Below are 16,818 nucleotides of genomic sequence, written 5' to 3' on the forward strand. Positions count from 1 at the left end.
CTACAATAGATAAGCGAAGCGCAAAAGAGGCGTATAAGAAGGAATTAGCTTAAAATTTTTCGTGTAGACATATCTACATTTGTGTATGTCGTTAGCCTATAGCGTCGAAATCAGGTAGCATCATAGCCTGCCTGTGTAGCGAAAGGTTTGTTCGGATGAATCTTTCCCATGCTGACAAAGCGTTGTGTACAGTCAGGGATGCCACAATTGATCTGCTTCGTCATTTTGGGATGACGTCTATTTTTGGGAATCCAGGTTCAACGGAGTTGCCGTTGTTTAAGGATCTGCCGGATGATTTTCGCTATATTTTAAGTTTGCAGGAAGCATCGGCGGTGGCGATGGCGGATGGCTATGCGCAGGCGACGCATAACGCTGCCTTTGTCAATCTGCACTCGGCGGCGGGACTCGGCAATGCTCTGGGAAGTATCTTCACCTCTTACCGCAATCAGACGCCGCTGGTGATCACGGCGGGACAGCAGACGCGTGCGATGTTGCCAACGGAGCCATTTCTGGGGGCTGTCGATGCGACGCAATTTCCCAGACCTTATGTGAAGTGGAGCTGCGAGCCTGCGCGTCCGCAAGACGTGCCAGCCGCTCTGGCACACGCGTATTATCTGGCGATGCAGAAGCCCTGTGGTCCAACGTTTGTCTCTATTCCGGTCGATGATTGGGATTGTGAAGCTGTACCGGTTGCGCCTCGCAAGATGAGCTTTGAGTTTGCTCCTGATCCTGTGGCGCTGCACGAAGTTGCCAGGGCACTGAACAAAAGCCAGTCGCCAACCTTGATTGTAGGTCCAGGCGTTGATCGCGATGGAGCCTGGGACGAGATTATCGAGTTGGCTGAACGTACGAAAAGCGTTGTCTGGGTCAGCCCCAAGTCCAGCCGAGCCAGCTTTCCAGAGGATCATCCTCTCTTTGCGGGCTTCTTGCCGCCGATGCGACTACCGTTAGCGAAAATGCTCAGCGGCCACGATGTGATCGTCGTGTTAGGTGCACCTATTTTTACCTATCATGTCCACACCGGCGGAGAGTTTATTCCGAAAGGAGCACGGCTTTTTCATCTCATCGACGATCCAGAGGCGGTGGCCCGCGCCCCTGTGGGAACGAGTCTGCTGTGCACGTTGCGTCTGGGATTGACGCAACTGCTGCAACAGGTGAAGAACTCCAAGCGCCCGCTGCCCGCGCCACGTGTTGCGCCGCCCGCGCCTCCAGAGTCTGAAACGCTCAACGCAGATCTCTTCATGCACATGATTGCACACATTATGCCACCGGATGCCATCATCGTCGAAGAAGCTCCATCGCATCAGAACGCCATGCATAGCTATCTGCCGATTCGCACAAGCGGCGGTTTCTACACCACGGGCAGTGGTGGCCTGGGATATGGTCTACCGGCATCGGTAGGTATTGCGCTCGCTCATCCCGAGCGTCGGGTGATCTGCCTGATTGGCGATGGATCAAGCATGTACTCCGTGCAGGCCCTGTGGACCGCTGTACAGCATCGCCTATCCATCACATTTATCGTGCTCAATAATGGCGGATACGCTACCCTGAAAAAGTTTGGCCGGATGTTTGACGTAGAGAATTTTTCGGGCAATGATCTGCCTGGCATCAACATCGCCTCGATTGCCAGGGGATATGGATGTACTGCCTTGCGTATCGATAAATCCAAAGATTTTGCTGAGATGCTGATGGGTTCTTTTGCGAGCCAGGGACCTATCCTTTTGGATATCCTCATCGACGAGGTTACCGATCCGTTGTATTAATTGTACATCAGGGTTTCGCGGCTTGCCGGGAGCGGAGTATCACCTACGCTATAACTATGAGCCTGCTGAGCTTGTAGCGCGAGGCGTGCTGCGTTAATGATCAGGGTACTACTTTGTTTGAGAAGCCAATCGCGATCGGCATATTGATCCAAAAAATATTCCCATTGCTTGTCGGTGGGGACCTCGGTTGCTTTGGTCTCAATCGGCTCGACGGCGGGGCTCTGAGCACTCATGCGAATATTGCAGCGTCGTATGGTCTGGCGTAGCCTATTTATTGCGGTAAAATCGAGCTCATCCCAGACGTTTTGTGGGACGTCTTTGATTTCGAGCGTAGCGATCGCTTCGATTGGTAGGGCTGGTGTGAAGCGGGTGTGGATCTCTTGCATGAGTTCGCTACTTGTCATCTCTGCAGGATCGATGGGACGTAGTCTGAGCACTGAGCGCATGCTTGTATTGGGGAGTGTGCTTACTGCGGCTTTTCTGCCATGCTTCAATGCGACGAGTAGAGCGCCGCGTTCTGCATTGGGATCGTTGGTGATCGGAGGATGCATTCTGGCTTCGGCGTAGTTGAGCGCCTCCAGGCTGCCTGCATAGTAGGCCGGGACATTTGGGAGCGGCTGATACTTATGTGTATGCCAATCTCCGAGGGCGATATAGTCCCAGTTCTGGCGCAGGAGCTTTTTGGGGATGCTGGCTGCTGGATGGTGGAGCGAGTTGAGTTCTTCCATCCCTTGCACGCGTCCGTGGGTGAGGAGGATGTTGACGTATCCTGTGAGTGGGACTGCACCGACGAAGTTAGCATTCTGAACGGCTCTATATGGGAGGGCATGTACGGCGAGTCGATAATTCTGTAGCCGTGACGACGTCCATTTGGTGTCGCGTATCACTTCGCAGTGGTCCCGATTGATGACGTGAGCTCCGAGGGCGCTGAGGAAGCTGATGGGGCTTCCCGTATGCACGACGTTGGATATTTCATGGCTTCCATCTATAATTACGACTTCAATCTCGTTTTTGCGCAAAATATGGATCAATTTTGTGGCGTATTCGATGGCGCGGGGATAGGGGGTTGATTTGTGGAACATGTCGCCTGCAATGACGACGATATCTACCTTCGGCTCGCGGCGGATAATCGTCAGCGTCAAGCCTTCAATCGCTTTTTCTATATCGACCTCACGCACATAGCGTCCTGCATAGCGCTCGTTTTCTCCGAAGACCAGATGTTTGGGGCCGCTGTAGCCAAGATGCAGATCTGCCAGGTGGACGAGTTGAATTGTATCCATTTATATTATCCTTTCACTATAGGGGATATACCGGGGCTGGATCATGACCAGGACTCTGCCTGTGGCATGATTGGCTGTCATTTGAAATATATGTCTGCCTGTTTTTTATGCTTGTTTCTTTTATCATGGTGCAAAAATAGTGCTATTTTATAGATGATATGGGCCAAATAACTGTTTGTTTCTGGCATTTCTTTCAGCGGTAGACGTCAAGATGTTTAGTTCTCGTGCGCTGAAAGAAATCTTTGCGTTGGAGGAATTGTAATACATTTGTGATTAATATGAAATAACATTTCTATCAGATTGTTATCAAATCCTGTAAATTGACTGGTATTGGCGGCGTAAAGCGCTATACCTGTGAATGGTCTGTGATTGATAGCGTGAAGTAGTATGTCCAGGGATGGTTGTTTGTTATCAGTGGCGTGAGGTTATGAACCTGTAAAAAGACAACAGCAAGCACAAGCAGCCATCTGCCAGGAATACCAGCAAGGCTCCTATGGGACCGCTTATGAAAAAGCCGAGGGCCACCAGGGGGCCGCAGGCAAAATAGCACCATTCTACCAGAGTGGGGCTCATGGAAAGGGCAAAAGATTCCGCTTTGCCTCTTTTTTTGCGGAATCTTTTGCCCATGACGCTTCGTCTTCGCAAAATAAAATCTCTCTTATGGGCGAAAATAATTTTGTGATAAATGATTGGAATACCTCATGCTTCTTTGTGATGACGCTCATGATATGAAAATATAGGAGGAGCGAAATCACTTATCGGCCGCTTCCTAAAAAAAATATGAAAAAAATCGTCTTCCTCGCTAGAGAGACCTGTATTATAGGAGGGCCGAACATGGTACTATCCCATATAAATGTACAATCAAGTGATAAGATGATAGAATATCATTATTATCATCTTAGATATCATTTAATAAGAAAGCTTTCACTGAAAGAAGATGACGTTTTATGGGAAGACCCAATGATCGCTTGAGAACGATGCGAGAGTCTCAGCAGTGGACACAGGTGCAGGTCGCTGAGATGATTGGGTCGACAAGCGTGAATGTGAGTAGATGGGAAAATAACATCACCTTTCCGAGCCGCTATTATCGTGATAAGTTGTGCAAGCTTTTCGGCAAAAGTGAGCGTGATCTTGGTCTTTTGTCCCGTAGTGATGAGGCTGATGTGGTGGAGTTTGCTTTGCCCCCCTTCTTATTTAATGAGCCGTTGCCGCTCGCTGAGGAGATGTATGGTCGCAAGCGAGAGGTCGAGACGCTTTTCTCTCGCACGGCTCGAAAAGCTTCGACTTCGATCACTGGACCACGCCGGATTGGTAAGACCTGGCTTATGCGTTATTTCTGCCTCCAGGCGCCGGAACGTCTCGGATTGCGTTTCCGTGTTGGCTATCTCGATGGCATGTCGCCTCTGTGTCGCACGATCAATGGCTTTACTCTTGAATCGCTCAGACAGTTAGGGCTTCCGGCTCCGCAGGTGAATGAAGGGCTGATTAGCCTGGATAGAGGACTTCAGGAGCTTCTCGCTACGAAACTTGTGCCAATATTGTGCATTGACGAATTCGAATGCTTTGGTCGCGATCAAGAATTCCCTCTCGAATTCTTTGAGGGACTGCGTGCCATGTGCAATACCTCCCAACTCGTGCTGATCACCACCAGTCGTGTTCCACTGCATCAAGTTGTGAGCCGGAGCGCCCAGGGGAGTCCATTTTTTAATATCTTTGAGCGCATTCTCTTGAAGCCTTTTACCTACTCTGAAACCGAACAATTTATCTCCGAGAAGAGTCGCATCGCAAATTTTCAGCCGCTGGAGCGCGAGTATTTATGGAAGTACGGTCGGGAGAATGAAGAAGAGAAACAGTGGCTTCCTTTGCGTTTACAGCTTACTGGTAAATTGCTGGTACAAGAAGTCGAGAAAGTCAGGAAAAGTAGCAGCTTTAAAGATCTCTTCGAGGAATATTTCTTTACCCAATATAATGCAGTTATGTATTAGATAAGGTTTTTCAGAAATGAAAAGTTTTTTCGTTGACGAACCCTATCATTGGTTGCAGTGCTGTTTTTTTCAGCCTGTGAGATTTGAACAGGAGTTTGAGCTACGGACGTTTTTATCACGATTAAAAATGTTATTAAGATTAGTTCCCCTCTTATTTCTTTATTCATTTACTCCGGCAATTCTTGTGCGTATCTCTCTTTATTCTCTGAATCCCACTCTCTATCCGCAATATGGAATCCGTGGGCTGGTGCCACTCAGCCCAAATATGGCCTCTTTCTTATTTGACGCTATCTGGGTTGCTGTTGTGTGTTGTGTGCTTGGAGTCCTGGTGGGAGGAGTCTTTAGCTTTCGTTTTGGTATCGCGCTGGCCCTGGGATTAAGTGTGGCGAATGCAATTATCGTTCATACTGTGGATGATACGCTGGTGGGGATTATTTTTGGGCTGGCTTTCGGCTTAATCATGGGGATTGCCTTTAACAGTGGCAATGCGGTGACCCGTGGTGGTATCCGCAATGTCACCAGGACGATCTTGATTGGTATCGCTGTTGGCCTGGTGATTGGTGGCTTCACAGGTATTGTCCCTGGATATTGGGCGGGCTTCGAACTGGGAACTCTGTATCCTGTGCTGCAAAACGTCACGAATATCTGGGGGAGCGCGTTGGGCTTGATTGTGAGCGGTATTTCAGGATACGTGCTGGCAATGTTGTTGGCTTTCGGGCTGCATAGGAGAACGCAACGTAGTCCCGCCTCACTCGTTGGTATCCGGGTGGGAATTGTCGTTGCTACGGCCTTTGGACTTACTATTGGCATCCCGGTTGGGGATGCTGGCGTCTCGCATCTCTCTTTCGCCAGCGCCATCTTGATTGGTCTGCAAGAAGAACTTATCGTAGGTATCGCTTTCCTCTTTTGCTATTTTATCAGTTATTATCGACTGCCCCTGTATCCAATCAGCGCCTACTCGATGATCCAGGCCAATCTTGCCAGTCGTAGTCGACGTTATCCCGCCCTCTACTGCTTGCAGAGTGCCTCCTTACACTGGGATGAATGCGTCTTTTTGCCGTTACCCTATCTCAAAGAGATGCTCTTGCTGGCTGCCGAACAGTCCTTGAATGCCACTCTGGATGAGGTGAGCTTTATTGTTCGTGAGAGGCCCCAGCAGATAGGTGCCGCTCAGGATGCCATCTATGAGATCGTGCTGCTCGACCTGGAGGATCGCAAAGTGCTGCGTGATATTGGGCTGGCTCATCAGCGACTGGCGATCCTATTGCCGGCAGAAGTAAGAGCGTCGAATCCGAAAGTAGAAAAAGTCTTCCGGCGTCTGGAGGATGCCAGTCATGAAGCTGCCAGCTATCAGGCGCAGGCGAACAAAGATGATCGTCGCAAGGCGCTTGAGCGTATGGTGAACCTGCTCAATGAGATACCAGTCACCGAGGCGTTTAGAAACATCGAATTGAGCCAGCATCTGAGGACGGTGATTGTCCAGTGGAGTATGCTGGCCGAGCAGGGGATGGAGACGTTGGGGAGCGTCAGTGGAAAATTCTATCTTGAGAACCCTTATGCTCCTGGCAATCCACTTGATCTACGCGATCCCTTATTTGTTGGTCGCAACGATATTGTTCAGAAGCTTGGCAACGCGTTGCAACGACGCTATCGACCAACCTTTCTCCTGACAGGAGAGCGCAGGATGGGCAAGAGTAGTATCCTCAAACAGCTGCCGGTACTGCTTGGCGCGCGTTATATAGCCGTTTTTTATGATCTGCAACGACCAGGGATGTTGGCCAGCATCTCGGCCTTCCTGGCAGCGGTAGCGCTCGGCATCGCCAAACAGTGCGAAGAAGTGGGGCTCCCGATCCAGGAATTAGCGCGTGGCCGTCTGGATGAAGCTCTGCAGCAGAGCGAGTCCACTGTCTATGATAGCTTCGATCAATGGCTTTTAGAGGTAGAAGAGGTCCTGATCGATGCCGATCGCATTGTGATCCTGACCTTTGATGAGTTTGAGAAGCTTGAAGAGGCGTCCAATCGGGATAGTATCAAGCTCAACTTACTATTTGATTTTTTTCGCAGCATGATCCAGAACCGCACCCGTTTTGCCTTGCTCTTTAGCGGTGCCAAGATGATCGGCGATATGGGTCGGAGCTGGGCTGGCTATTTTGTGAACGTCGAGCGTATGAAAGTAAGCTTCCTGCAAGAGGAAGACGCTCGTCATCTGATCACCAATCCAGTGCCATCGGTCTTCAGTGAGGAGCTTGTCCAGCAAATTATTCAGATTACCCATGGACAGCCCTTTCTTGTTCAGGCCATCTGCAAGCAGATCATCGAGCGCCTCAACGATGCATCACGAGATCAGGCCACCCTTCAGGAGGTCATGCAGGCGACCGAGGAGGTCTTCGATGTCTGGACTGGCTATTTCTGGGATCTCTGGGATCGCTGTGATCAGAATCAGCGTCTCTGTCTGGTGGCCCTGCTTACTCTGGGTGATAGTAGCATCGAGCGCCTGGCCGAGCTGAGTGGTTTGAGCGTCGCACGCACGCGACAGGCACTCGACAAGCTCTGGACGCGTGATCTCGTCATCGATGATCACGGCATCCAGAAGCTGGCTATTCCCCTGGTGGGCCAGTGGATACAGAAGAATCAGCCTCTCCTGGCCCTCGACCAGGAACCGTAACGTCCAGAGGAAGCGTTTCCCAAAAGAGAGCCGTGCTGCTACTACACTGTCAAAGACCATTGCGCCTCTATCGTATGCGAGATGTGTCTCCAAAACAGATCCGTGAAGCCATGGGATGACAGGCCAGCCGACGTAGCGGCGCGGCTCCGCCGTGCTGTCTGTGACTCGTACGGTCACGCTCCCCATGAGGTTCCATTGTGATATCTTCCCACTTTGGATTGCCTCGTCGGCGTTGCTTCCATCAGCACGTGGAACCGTGTCGTGCGTCCAGTGACAGCACGGCGGAGCCGCGCCGCTACGTCGGTGAGCGTTGACGCCGTAGGCCAAAGATTTTTTGTTCCTCTCTTCACGCTATTGGATGCTACTTATCTTATGGAGCGCTAAAAAGCGTCACGACATCGCTCTGCGTGGGCTGGTCAGTCGGGTCCAGGGGAAACTTGAAGGCAGAGAGGACCTTCCCATCCGATGCCTGCAAGGCATACACTTTGCCATACTGCACGCTATGGTAGACGATCCCATTGAAAACGATGGGAGCGGTATCGACATCCATTGCTCCTGTTATCATTGGGCCAGAAGGTTTTGATGCTGGCGTGGGTGTGGGGATAGGGGTGACATCGCTACTGTCCATGTAGGGCACTGATGTCGACCAGCGGACAACTCCTGTTTGAGCATTCAACGCAACGAGTGTCAGTTGGAGATTTTGCATCTTTGCCTGTATTGGGATCTGGGCAGTTGTTTCAAAGTAGATGCTATCTTTATCTAGCACGAAGCCTGAGACGTTCCCATTCTTTAAAAGCGTCTGATGTTCCCAACGCTGTGAGCCATCGGTTATATTGAGTGCGTGTAGCGTTGCTGTAGTTGGCGTTGACGTATTGACGGTTTGATAATAGAGTAAACCTCCAGCGATCGTTGGATGGAAACCGTTATTGGCTGGTTCTTCTCCCGCTATCTGTGCTGTTTGCCAGAGTTTGACACCGGTGGCTGCCTGATAGGCCGTTGCTTGTACCTGCGTCACGTGCGAAGATGCATTTCCATGTTGGATCGTCTGATCTGTCAGATTATACTCACTGCTATAAACCACGCCGTTGGCTATCTGTGCTGCATCAACCATACTGCCAGATATACGTTGATCGTTATGCCAGAGAATCGAGCCATCCGCGGCGCTCAGACCGTAGCGGGCAAAAAAGTTTTGTCCATGCAGATGGTAGGAGACGACCGCATAGAGTACCTGCTCGCTTACCGCGCTCAGAGCGAAACCTGTCGTTTCATCTGCCCCCTGATTGGCTCCCTTTGAGCCCGCGATGGTGTATTGATGATGCCAGAGGGGAGTTCCCGTCTGTGGATCATAGGCTGTCAGCGTACTCACATCGGATGTTGGTGCCTCTACGATTTGATAGAAAGCCTGACTGGTGGCAAACGTTTTAAATTGTGTGGGCATCTTCCAGAGCACCGCGCCAGTTGCAACGTTCAAGCCGTACAGGTAGCGCTCACCAGAGAGCGGCCTGGCCGTTTTTACATATAACACATCGCCAATCACAAAAGGTTTATTCTCAGCCGAGCCGATAGTGATTTCATTGTAGATGGACTCATTATGAGTGAAGGTATGTGTCCAGACAACATCATTCCGACTGTTCAGACTGTAGATCGTCTGATTATGATAGGCGTAAAATTGACTAATACTGTGTCCACCGGTTGGCTCAATACTGTGTCCGCTGGTTGAAGCTGGACCACCATGTGGCGTATGTACAAATATCCATAGAAAGCTTCCTATAAGAAGCAGCAGACAAGCGGCAAGTACCAGCTTGAAGTAGATAGGATATATTTGCGTTGATAACTTACGTGGTTTTTGTCTTTGTGAGCTATCGTTTCTGGTAAGCGACGTAACATCTGGTACAGATGTGACGACTCCGGGTCGCTGTATTTCTGGATCCGGCGTGACGATAGTGATCTGCTCTGGCCCCGATTGCTGCTCTGTCGCGGTAGAGGTCTCGCTGTCCAATACACGTCGCCAGACGCGCTCCAGAGAAGGAGCCTGCTCACCCTGGTTAATCCGATAGAGATGCTGTAGGCGTTGCAGCGTTTGCAGGGATGCTTGATCCGCAGCGTCGTCGTGTTGCTCGGACCGATAGCGTTCGATCTGTTGATCTATTTCTTCTGGCGTGAAGGGGTTGTCGTCCTGATAAGACATCGTACGTTGTCCTTTCGTCTAGCGTTGGTAGTACTTGCGCAACTGGTTCAAGGCTCGCGAGAGGATGCTGCGGATTGTTCCCTCGCGCTTGTTGAGGAGGACGGCGATCTCGGTACAACGCAGGTCGCCGAAGAAGCGTAACTCAAGCACTTCCTGCTGCTCTACGGAGAGGTTTTTGAGATACTGGCGCAAGAAAATGGCTTCTTCTTGTTGAATCATCTGTGCCTCTATATCATCGTCATCGAGTATATCGGGCATCTCAGCCAGCGATACCTGTGGCTGACGATGCTTGTGACGATAATAATCGTTGACCTTATTGCGTGCGACTACCCAGAGCCAGGCTTGTTGTCTATCTTCACTGAGCGTGGTCAGCGGATCATTGCGTAGTGCACTGATAAAGACCTCAGTCAGGATGTCTTCCGCGTCGTCAAGTGTCGCCGTATGGCGCTTGATGTATGCAAAGAGCCCTGATGCGTAGCGCTGGTAGAGCGTGGCAGTACATGTATGCCGTATATCCAACGGCATACCGTCACTATTGTCCTGCCCGATAGATTTTTGCATCGGTTCCTCCGTAACCTATATCAAAGAAGATGTTTTACTCACTACGTCGCTATCTTCCATGAAAACGTTGCGTTATCTGGCAAAAGCCTTATCTGGAAACAGCCTGGCTTTTTCTAATCTTTAATTGAAAGATTCCGTAGCAAAGGTTTCTTCCTGGCACTTGGGGCAGACGCATGTATCTGCCCCAAGCGTGCATACTCAGGGCATCGTAAAGAGTGTCACGCGATCGGCTTTGGTTGGCTGATCAGCCTGATCTAGCGGGAACTTGAATTGCGTGAGGAGTTTTCCATCCGATGATTGCAAGACATCAATTTTGTTATACAGCACGCTATGGTACACTGTCCCATTGAAAATCACGGGAGCGCTATCGACATTTATCCCTCCTGTTGGCATCGGGTCATGTGGCTGTGATGGGGGAGTGGGTATCGGCGTGGGCGTGATACCTGTGGTATCGTTGAAGAGTACCTGGGTGGACCAGCGTATGGCTCCAGTGTGAGCATTCAAAGCTACCAGGGTGAGTTGGAGTTTTTGTGTCTCTTTTTGTGGCTGGGCGGAGGTTTCAAAGTAGATCGTGTTGCTATCCACGCTGAAGCCTGAGACGTTCCCAGCGTCCAGACGTGTCTGGTGCTTCCAACTCAGTGAGCCATCAGTGATATTGAGTGCATGCAGTGTGAGGGTCGCAGGTTGTAACGAGTTGACTGTCTGATAGTAGAGCAAACCTCCAGCAATCACCGGGCTGAAACCATTATTTGCTGGTTGCTCTCTTGCTATTTGTGCAGTTTGCCAGAGTTGATTACCGGTGTTCGCCTGATATGCTGCGGCTCGTACCTGGGTTAGTACACTATGCTCCTGCCCATTTACGATTTCATGCGCGGTTAGATTGTATTCACTGGTATAAACCACGCCATTGGCTAGCTGTGATGCGACAGTCATACTGCCAGAAATGGACTGCTCATTGTGCCAGAGGATTGAACCATCCCTGGCGCTTAGTCCATAGCGTGCAAAAAAATCTTGTCCATGGAGATGATAGGAGGTTACGGCATAAAGTACCTGCTCACTCACCGCGCTCAATCTAAAACTTGATGTATCCAGAGCGTTTGTTGCGACGCCCTTTGTGCCGGCGATGGTGTACTGATGGTGCCAGAGAGCTTCCCCTGTTTGTGGATCATAGGCTGTCAGCGTACTCACATCGGACATCTGTGGTTCAGTTACCTCATAAAATGCCTGATTGGTGGCGAAGGTCTGAAATTGCGTTGGCATTTTCCAGAGTACTGTGCCGGTTGAAACATTTAAGCCATAGAGGTAGAGTTCGCCGGAGAGGTATTTTTGTGTATTGACATATACAACATTGCCGGCCACAAAGGGTTTGTTTTCGTCGGAACCAATCATCAGTGCATTATAGATAGACTCATTATTCGTGAAAGTATGTGTCCAGACGATCTGATGCTGGTCATTCAGGCGGTAGAGCGTCTGATCGTGATAGGCGTAAAATTGACCAATACTTTTTACTATCAGATCATCGCTCTTATGCTGCATTTGAGTAGCAATCCAGAGAAAACTGCCGACGATAAGGAGCAGACAGACAGCAATTGCTGGATCGACAAACATACGTTTTGTGCGTGGTTGGGGTCCTGCACTATTTGAATTGCTCAGGGTAAGAGCATTGCGTACTGAGCTCCTGCGTATCACAATGCCGGACTGTTGTACTTGTTCGGGCTCACCGTAGGTCTTGATATCCAGCACACTCTGCCATACACGCTCCAGTGAGGGGGCCTGCTTCTTATGATTGATCCGATACAGATATTTCATGGCTTGAATTGTTTGCTGGATGGCGTATTCAGCGGGAGTTGTCCGGGGATCAAGCAGGTAACGCTCGATTTGCTGATCCACATATTCCGGCGTAAAGGATGGGGTATTAGAATCAGGCATCATGTATTGTCCTTCCGTGTAGTAAAGAGGATGTTTTACTCACTACGTCGCAGTTTTCTTCGAAACGTTGCACTTTTTAGGTACAAGACCGATTGGGAACAAAGTAGTGCTTTCTATCGTCTTTTCTACAGAAGATGTAACCCGTATTTTTGTATTTTCTGGTAAAAAAGTCAGGAGATGTTTATGTTTATCCAACCACGATCCATCTATACATGTTGCCTGCTATCAGTTTTATCGTTGCTACTGGTAAGTGGAGGAGATAATGGATCGAACGCCAGAAGTGCTCCGCTGAGCCTGCCTGATAGTATCCACATTGAGGTTGATCAGCCCATGCTAAACCATCAGCTATCGGCCGTGACCATTACCGATCCCAAAATGATCCAGCAAATCTATCAGCAGGTATACGCATTGTCGCCGATGCCGGAGAACATCGTTTGTACCATGGAACTCGGTCCACACTACACGCTGACCTTTCGACAAAAGACGAGGATTGTAGGAACTGTGCTGGCGAAAAGAGAGGGATGCCGTCCCGTCACGATCTCTGGAGAACATTGTGATCGCCAGGCCACCACGGCCTTCTGGTCCCTCCTGGATCAGGCTCTTGGCGCATCGTAGCGCCTCTTAACCTATTGTTGTGGATGCGTTGGTATCTGATTCTCGAAAGGGAGTTGGGGATCGCTGACCTTTCTTTTTCCGGAGAGCGCGACAAGGATGCCGTCCAGGATTGTGTTTCTTCTGGGCGGGAGTTGGAAGGGGCGGCCTTGTTCGTTGGAGCGATAGATCTCTTGCACAAACTCATTGATGGCGGCGCGGGTTATCTCCAGCTCAAGTTCTGCTTGACGCCCCTTCTGGTAACGATCGAGGAAGAGGTTTATTTGCATGCTGACCGGCCAGAGGACATTTTCTAATGGTAGACTGATACGTGCTCCAATATCCTGGCTGGAGACATGTTGGATTGTTGCCACAATTGCATTGGCTGCTATCTCTAATTGTTGTGCTCGTGCCTCATCATGCTTGTATGCTTCTGCCAGAGAATGCTCAAGCGCTGCCACATGCTCCACGCGATCGGCCAGCTTCAGCGCCTGGCGCATGGTCTTTGCGATGATCCAACTGAAGAAGGTGACGAGGAACTGGATCGTGATAGGAACGACGAAGATTTCCTCTACTTGTGCCGAATTTTGCAGGGCTCGTGTGAGATCTGGCGCATGAGATCCTATAGTGAGCATGACAATCACAAAGAGAATGTTAAAGCCACCGATAATAAAGGCGCTCCATGACTCAAGCAGGACGACCGCAACAATGATTGCCTGGATGAGAATATCAAATTGATTGAGATATATCAGGCTGAAACCACCGGGGATTGTGATGATGCTAATGATAGTAGGGACCTCCAGCGCAAATACCGTCAAAATGCCTGCCAGGGTGAGATGACCATATTTATTAACAAATATGGCGCATATCAGTGAGGCCATGGCAATCAGATGCCAGGGCAAGACTATGGCATGATTGGGAGCATTTATGGTGGCTGGGATCACTGGAATTTGTACAACTAGAAGGAGAAAAAGCAGAATCAGGCTGGCGAGCTTACCTCGTCTCACTTTATCTCGTTCATAGATCGTCGTTTCCCCTGTGACCGGAAGCGCCGGCGCAAATGAACGATACCACCAGGCAAGTAGGTGCGGTATTGCCTGATCTTCTTCTTGCAAGAGTACAGGCATGGAGGCTGCTTCATTCTCTTTTACCGTATGTGAGTGCCGCAACAATTTATCAGAATTTTCCGGTACATGTCCCATAGAATATCATCTCTCTGCTTGCAGAGCCCAAAGCTTTCAGGCACTGCACTTATACTCTGGCGAGAGCATAAGTGCAGTGTTGATAACGAACCAGCTTTTCATGGCGTTTTGCTATCAACACGCCTTAAGAGATCATAATGGGACGCTTTGAGAGGTATTCTATGGACGCTGTAAGTCGAAGGCATCAGCGAGGAGCTCATAGATTCGAGCGCGATTCTCGTGTCCGTAGACGATCGCGGAGATCATCAACTCGTCGGCTCCGGTCTGCTCGACCAGCTTGAGTAGTTTTTCGCGCACGACTTCTGGACGTCCGACGGTTTGTCGCCCGCGTGTTTCCTGTGTCGCCATCTGTTCGGCGAAGGTATAGTTATGAGCCAGAGCCTCCTCGGGACTCGGTAGTGGTCCCGGCTGTCCTGAGCGCAAGCGTAGAAATGCCAGGCGCATCGAAGAAGCCAGCTCTTCCGCTCGCTCATCGGTTTCGGCGCAGATGACGGTGGTGGTCAGGATGACTTTTGATTCCTGCATGTGCTCGGATGGATTGAATTGCTTGCGATACATCTGGATGGCTGGAAGCGCGAAGCCTGGATTGATATGATGCGCAAAGGCAAAGCCGACTCCCATCGCGGCGGCTGCCTGAGCGCCGAAGTCGCTTGATCCCAGCAGCCAGATTGGGGGTAACTGTACGTCGCCGGGAACTGCTCTGACCGTACGGAAAGGATGTCCCATCGGGAAGCCTTCGCCTTCGCCGGAGAAGGATAAGAGATCTGCCAGTTGTTGCGGAAAATCTTCGGCGCCGAGAGCCTCACGTGATCCGCGCAGAGCCAGAGCGGTCCGGGGATCTGTGCCGGGAGCGCGTCCGATCCCTAGATCGATGCGTCCGGGATGGAGAGCTTCCAGGACATGAAACATCTCGGCGACCTTTAGAGCTGTGTGGTTCGGTAGCATGATGCCTCCCGATCCCACGCGGATATGCTCGGTCGCTTGAGCCACATGACCAATCATAATTTCGGGAGCTGGACTGGCGGTCATATTGGAATTGTGGTGTTCCGCTAACCAGTACCTCTTATAGCCAAGCCGATCGGCTAACCGTGCCAGTTCAATCGTATTGCGCAGCGCCTGCGTACTATTTGAGCCCGCATCCACGGGAGAGAGATCTAAAACAGAGAGAGGAAGAGTCATCGTATCCGTCCTTTTATTGCCGGGTAAATAGATCGTTTTTAGCTATAACAAATTCGCTGACCAAATTTATCCATTCTCTGCATCAAATTAAATCTCTGTGGCGGGGATGACTTTTGTCGGCTCTTGCTTTTGGAAAACGATTACTCCCAAGGAGGCGATACAGATCAGGGTGACGGCGATGATGCCGCGCCAGGTGAGCTGCTCGTGGAGGAGGATCAAGCCTGCGAGCGCGGCAAAGGCTGGTTCGAGGCTGAGCAGGATGCTGAAGACGCGGGATGGAAGACGTCGTAATGCTTCCATTTCTAACGAGTAGGGGAGTGCGGTGGACAATAATCCGACGCCAGCGCCGATGAGCAGGAGGGGTGGATTCAGGAGGGCTGATTTTTCATGCACAATGGCGATCGGTACCATCAAGATGGCTGCGGTACAGGTCGCGATAGCCAGACCTGATCCACCCGGGAAGATGCGTCCAACGCGGGAACTGAGCAAAATATAACCAGCCCAGCAGGCTCCGGCGAGCAGGGCGAGGCCAATGCCGGCCAGCTTGAATGATGTTCCGCCCAGGAAATTGATCGGGGCCAGGAGGAGCACTCCGCAGGCGGCGAAAACGACCCATAAGACGTCGAGCACCCGGCGCGATTGAACGATGGCAACCGTTAGCGGTCCCAGAAACTCCAATGTGACGGTGACACCAAGTGGAAGCTGATCCAGAGCCAGATAAAATGATAAATTCATCGATGCCAATATAATGCCAAAGCAGGCGGCCAATCCATAGGCCACCCATCCATACGTTCCGCGCATCTTTTTGTGCCAGATGATTAATAAGATAAGAGCTGCTCCTGCCAGGCGCACGCCGGCCACACCGATCGGTCCAAACGCGGCAAAGAGATCTTTGGCAAGCGCGGACCCAATCTGAGTTGAACTGATCGAGAGCAAAATAAAGCTCATGGGCAGAAGTGTCTTTGTGGCTTTCTGGGGTAGAGCCGGTAATTGTCCTGTAGATGTGTCTGAATACAGCTTTTTCAATACTGCAACCTTCCTGATAGCTGCTGATGTGCTTGATCTCATTACGTGTACCGCGCTCTTTGTGATGTGCGGATGAGAAGGATCACACCACGTTGTGATCCTTCTCTAAACACCATACCACACAAAAGACCTTGTGCGTACTGATAAATTGCCGTTAAATTGCCATCAGCATGTGACACTCTTCTCTTTCTGAGCTTATTTTTCTTGACAAAAATTGCCCTACTCTCTATACTTTATATAGTTGATCAATTTAGTCTACATTATAATATTTTGTACTGACGATTCGTGGTCCAAGATAGGTAGACGTGTGCGTTTAATAGAGTGGCAATGTCGATGTGTACCGCAGTTTTGTGACAATAATAGAACTCTGATGTAGCTGCGGCTTTTCATTTGCCATAATGGAGTGATCGGAATAAACAATATGTCGATCATAGTGCTTGAGGAACCTG

The 16,818-nt window shown here is 50.3% G+C and carries 12 protein-coding genes; 4 read left to right on the forward strand and 8 right to left on the reverse strand.

The window, feature by feature from the left end; translation table 11 throughout:
* Positions 1 to 155: 155 nt before the first annotated feature.
* A complete protein-coding gene (gene mdlC / locus AC27N8_RS32075) occupies positions 156 to 1,763 on the forward strand; it encodes a benzoylformate decarboxylase (RefSeq protein ID WP_487073196.1) in 1,608 nt (535 codons plus the stop codon).
* Here mdlC and AC27N8_RS32080 read toward each other — a convergent pair.
* A complete protein-coding gene (locus tag AC27N8_RS32080; RefSeq protein ID WP_487073198.1) occupies positions 1,760 to 3,043 on the reverse strand; it encodes a metallophosphoesterase family protein in 1,284 nt (427 codons plus the stop codon). The two genes, mdlC and AC27N8_RS32080, sit on opposite strands and share 4 nt — an antisense overlap.
* A 947-nt stretch (positions 3,044 to 3,990) precedes the next feature.
* Between AC27N8_RS32080 and AC27N8_RS32085 the strand changes: the two genes are divergently transcribed.
* Positions 3,991 to 5,028 (forward strand): AAA family ATPase, encoded by a 1,038-nt coding sequence (locus AC27N8_RS32085; RefSeq protein WP_487073200.1) that lies wholly within the window; start codon positions 3,991 to 3,993, stop codon positions 5,026 to 5,028.
* 247 nt (positions 5,029 to 5,275) lie between these two features.
* Positions 5,276 to 7,693 carry a hypothetical protein gene (locus tag AC27N8_RS32090; protein WP_487073202.1) on the forward strand — a complete coding sequence of 806 codons (2,418 nt, stop codon included), beginning with the start codon at positions 5,276 to 5,278 and terminating at the stop codon, positions 7,691 to 7,693.
* A gap of 173 nt (positions 7,694 to 7,866) precedes the next feature.
* On the opposite strand, the gene AC27N8_RS32095 is transcribed toward AC27N8_RS32090, so the two are convergent.
* The 4 genes from AC27N8_RS32095 to AC27N8_RS32110 all read right to left on the reverse strand — a co-directional run bounded on the left by AC27N8_RS32095 (position 7,867) and on the right by AC27N8_RS32110 (position 12,374).
* Positions 7,867 to 8,043, reverse strand: a complete 177-nt coding sequence (locus AC27N8_RS32095) for a hypothetical protein (protein ID WP_487073204.1) — start codon at positions 8,041 to 8,043, stop codon at positions 7,867 to 7,869.
* A 20-nt stretch (positions 8,044 to 8,063) separates the two neighbouring features.
* The gene (locus tag AC27N8_RS32100) at positions 8,064 to 9,881 is read right to left on the reverse strand and encodes an outer membrane protein assembly factor BamB family protein (protein WP_487073206.1); all 1,818 of its coding nucleotides are present in this window, start codon (positions 9,879 to 9,881) and stop codon (positions 8,064 to 8,066) included.
* 18 nt (positions 9,882 to 9,899) lie between these two features.
* Positions 9,900 to 10,442, reverse strand: coding sequence for an RNA polymerase sigma factor (locus AC27N8_RS32105; protein WP_487073208.1), 543 nt, complete (start codon positions 10,440 to 10,442; stop codon positions 9,900 to 9,902).
* A 198-nt stretch (positions 10,443 to 10,640) separates the two neighbouring features.
* Entirely contained in the window at positions 10,641 to 12,374 is a 1,734-nt protein-coding gene (locus tag AC27N8_RS32110) for an outer membrane protein assembly factor BamB family protein (RefSeq protein WP_487073210.1), read from the reverse strand.
* A gap of 180 nt (positions 12,375 to 12,554) precedes the next feature.
* On the opposite strand from AC27N8_RS32110, the gene AC27N8_RS32115 reads away from it, so the two are divergent.
* Complete coding sequence (locus AC27N8_RS32115) at positions 12,555 to 12,986, forward strand: hypothetical protein (RefSeq protein WP_487073212.1); 432 nt, start codon at positions 12,555 to 12,557, stop codon at positions 12,984 to 12,986.
* Positions 12,987 to 12,997: 11 nt separating this feature from the next.
* Here AC27N8_RS32115 and AC27N8_RS32120 read toward each other — a convergent pair whose 3' ends face one another.
* The 3 genes from AC27N8_RS32120 to AC27N8_RS32130 form a co-directional block, all read right to left on the reverse strand.
* On the reverse strand, positions 12,998 to 14,164 hold the full coding sequence (locus AC27N8_RS32120; protein WP_487073214.1) for a hypothetical protein: 1,167 nt from the start codon (positions 14,162 to 14,164) through the stop codon (positions 12,998 to 13,000).
* Between the two features lie 159 nt (positions 14,165 to 14,323).
* Positions 14,324 to 15,343, reverse strand: a complete 1,020-nt coding sequence (locus tag AC27N8_RS32125; RefSeq protein WP_487073216.1) for an LLM class flavin-dependent oxidoreductase — start codon at positions 15,341 to 15,343, stop codon at positions 14,324 to 14,326.
* An 87-nt stretch (positions 15,344 to 15,430) separates the two neighbouring features.
* A complete protein-coding gene (locus AC27N8_RS32130; protein WP_487073218.1) occupies positions 15,431 to 16,411 on the reverse strand; it encodes an EamA family transporter in 981 nt (326 codons plus the stop codon).
* Between the last annotated feature and the right edge of the window lie 407 nt (positions 16,412 to 16,818).

Source organism: Dictyobacter sp. Z7_2 (genome assembly GCF_057551105.1).

What these genes read in the sequence shown, in the direction of transcription:
- AC27N8_RS32105 (WP_487073208.1), bottom strand. Translation starts at nt 10,442, where the DNA reads ATGCAAAAATCTATCGGGCAGGACAATAGTGACGGTATGCCGTTGGAT.
- AC27N8_RS32085 (WP_487073200.1), top strand. Translation starts at nt 3,991, where the DNA reads ATGGGAAGACCCAATGATCGCTTGAGAACGATGCGAGAGTCTCAGCAG.
- AC27N8_RS32080 (WP_487073198.1), bottom strand. Translation starts at nt 3,043, where the DNA reads ATGGATACAATTCAACTCGTCCACCTGGCAGATCTGCATCTTGGCTAC.
- AC27N8_RS32115 (WP_487073212.1), top strand. Translation starts at nt 12,555, where the DNA reads ATGTTTATCCAACCACGATCCATCTATACATGTTGCCTGCTATCAGTT.
- AC27N8_RS32125 (WP_487073216.1), bottom strand. Translation starts at nt 15,343, where the DNA reads ATGACTCTTCCTCTCTCTGTTTTAGATCTCTCTCCCGTGGATGCGGGC.
- mdlC (WP_487073196.1), top strand. Translation starts at nt 156, where the DNA reads ATGAATCTTTCCCATGCTGACAAAGCGTTGTGTACAGTCAGGGATGCC.
- AC27N8_RS32130 (WP_487073218.1), bottom strand. Translation starts at nt 16,411, where the DNA reads ATGAGATCAAGCACATCAGCAGCTATCAGGAAGGTTGCAGTATTGAAA.
- AC27N8_RS32120 (WP_487073214.1), bottom strand. Translation starts at nt 14,164, where the DNA reads ATGGGACATGTACCGGAAAATTCTGATAAATTGTTGCGGCACTCACAT.
- AC27N8_RS32100 (WP_487073206.1), bottom strand. Translation starts at nt 9,881, where the DNA reads ATGTCTTATCAGGACGACAACCCCTTCACGCCAGAAGAAATAGATCAA.
- AC27N8_RS32110 (WP_487073210.1), bottom strand. Translation starts at nt 12,374, where the DNA reads ATGATGCCTGATTCTAATACCCCATCCTTTACGCCGGAATATGTGGAT.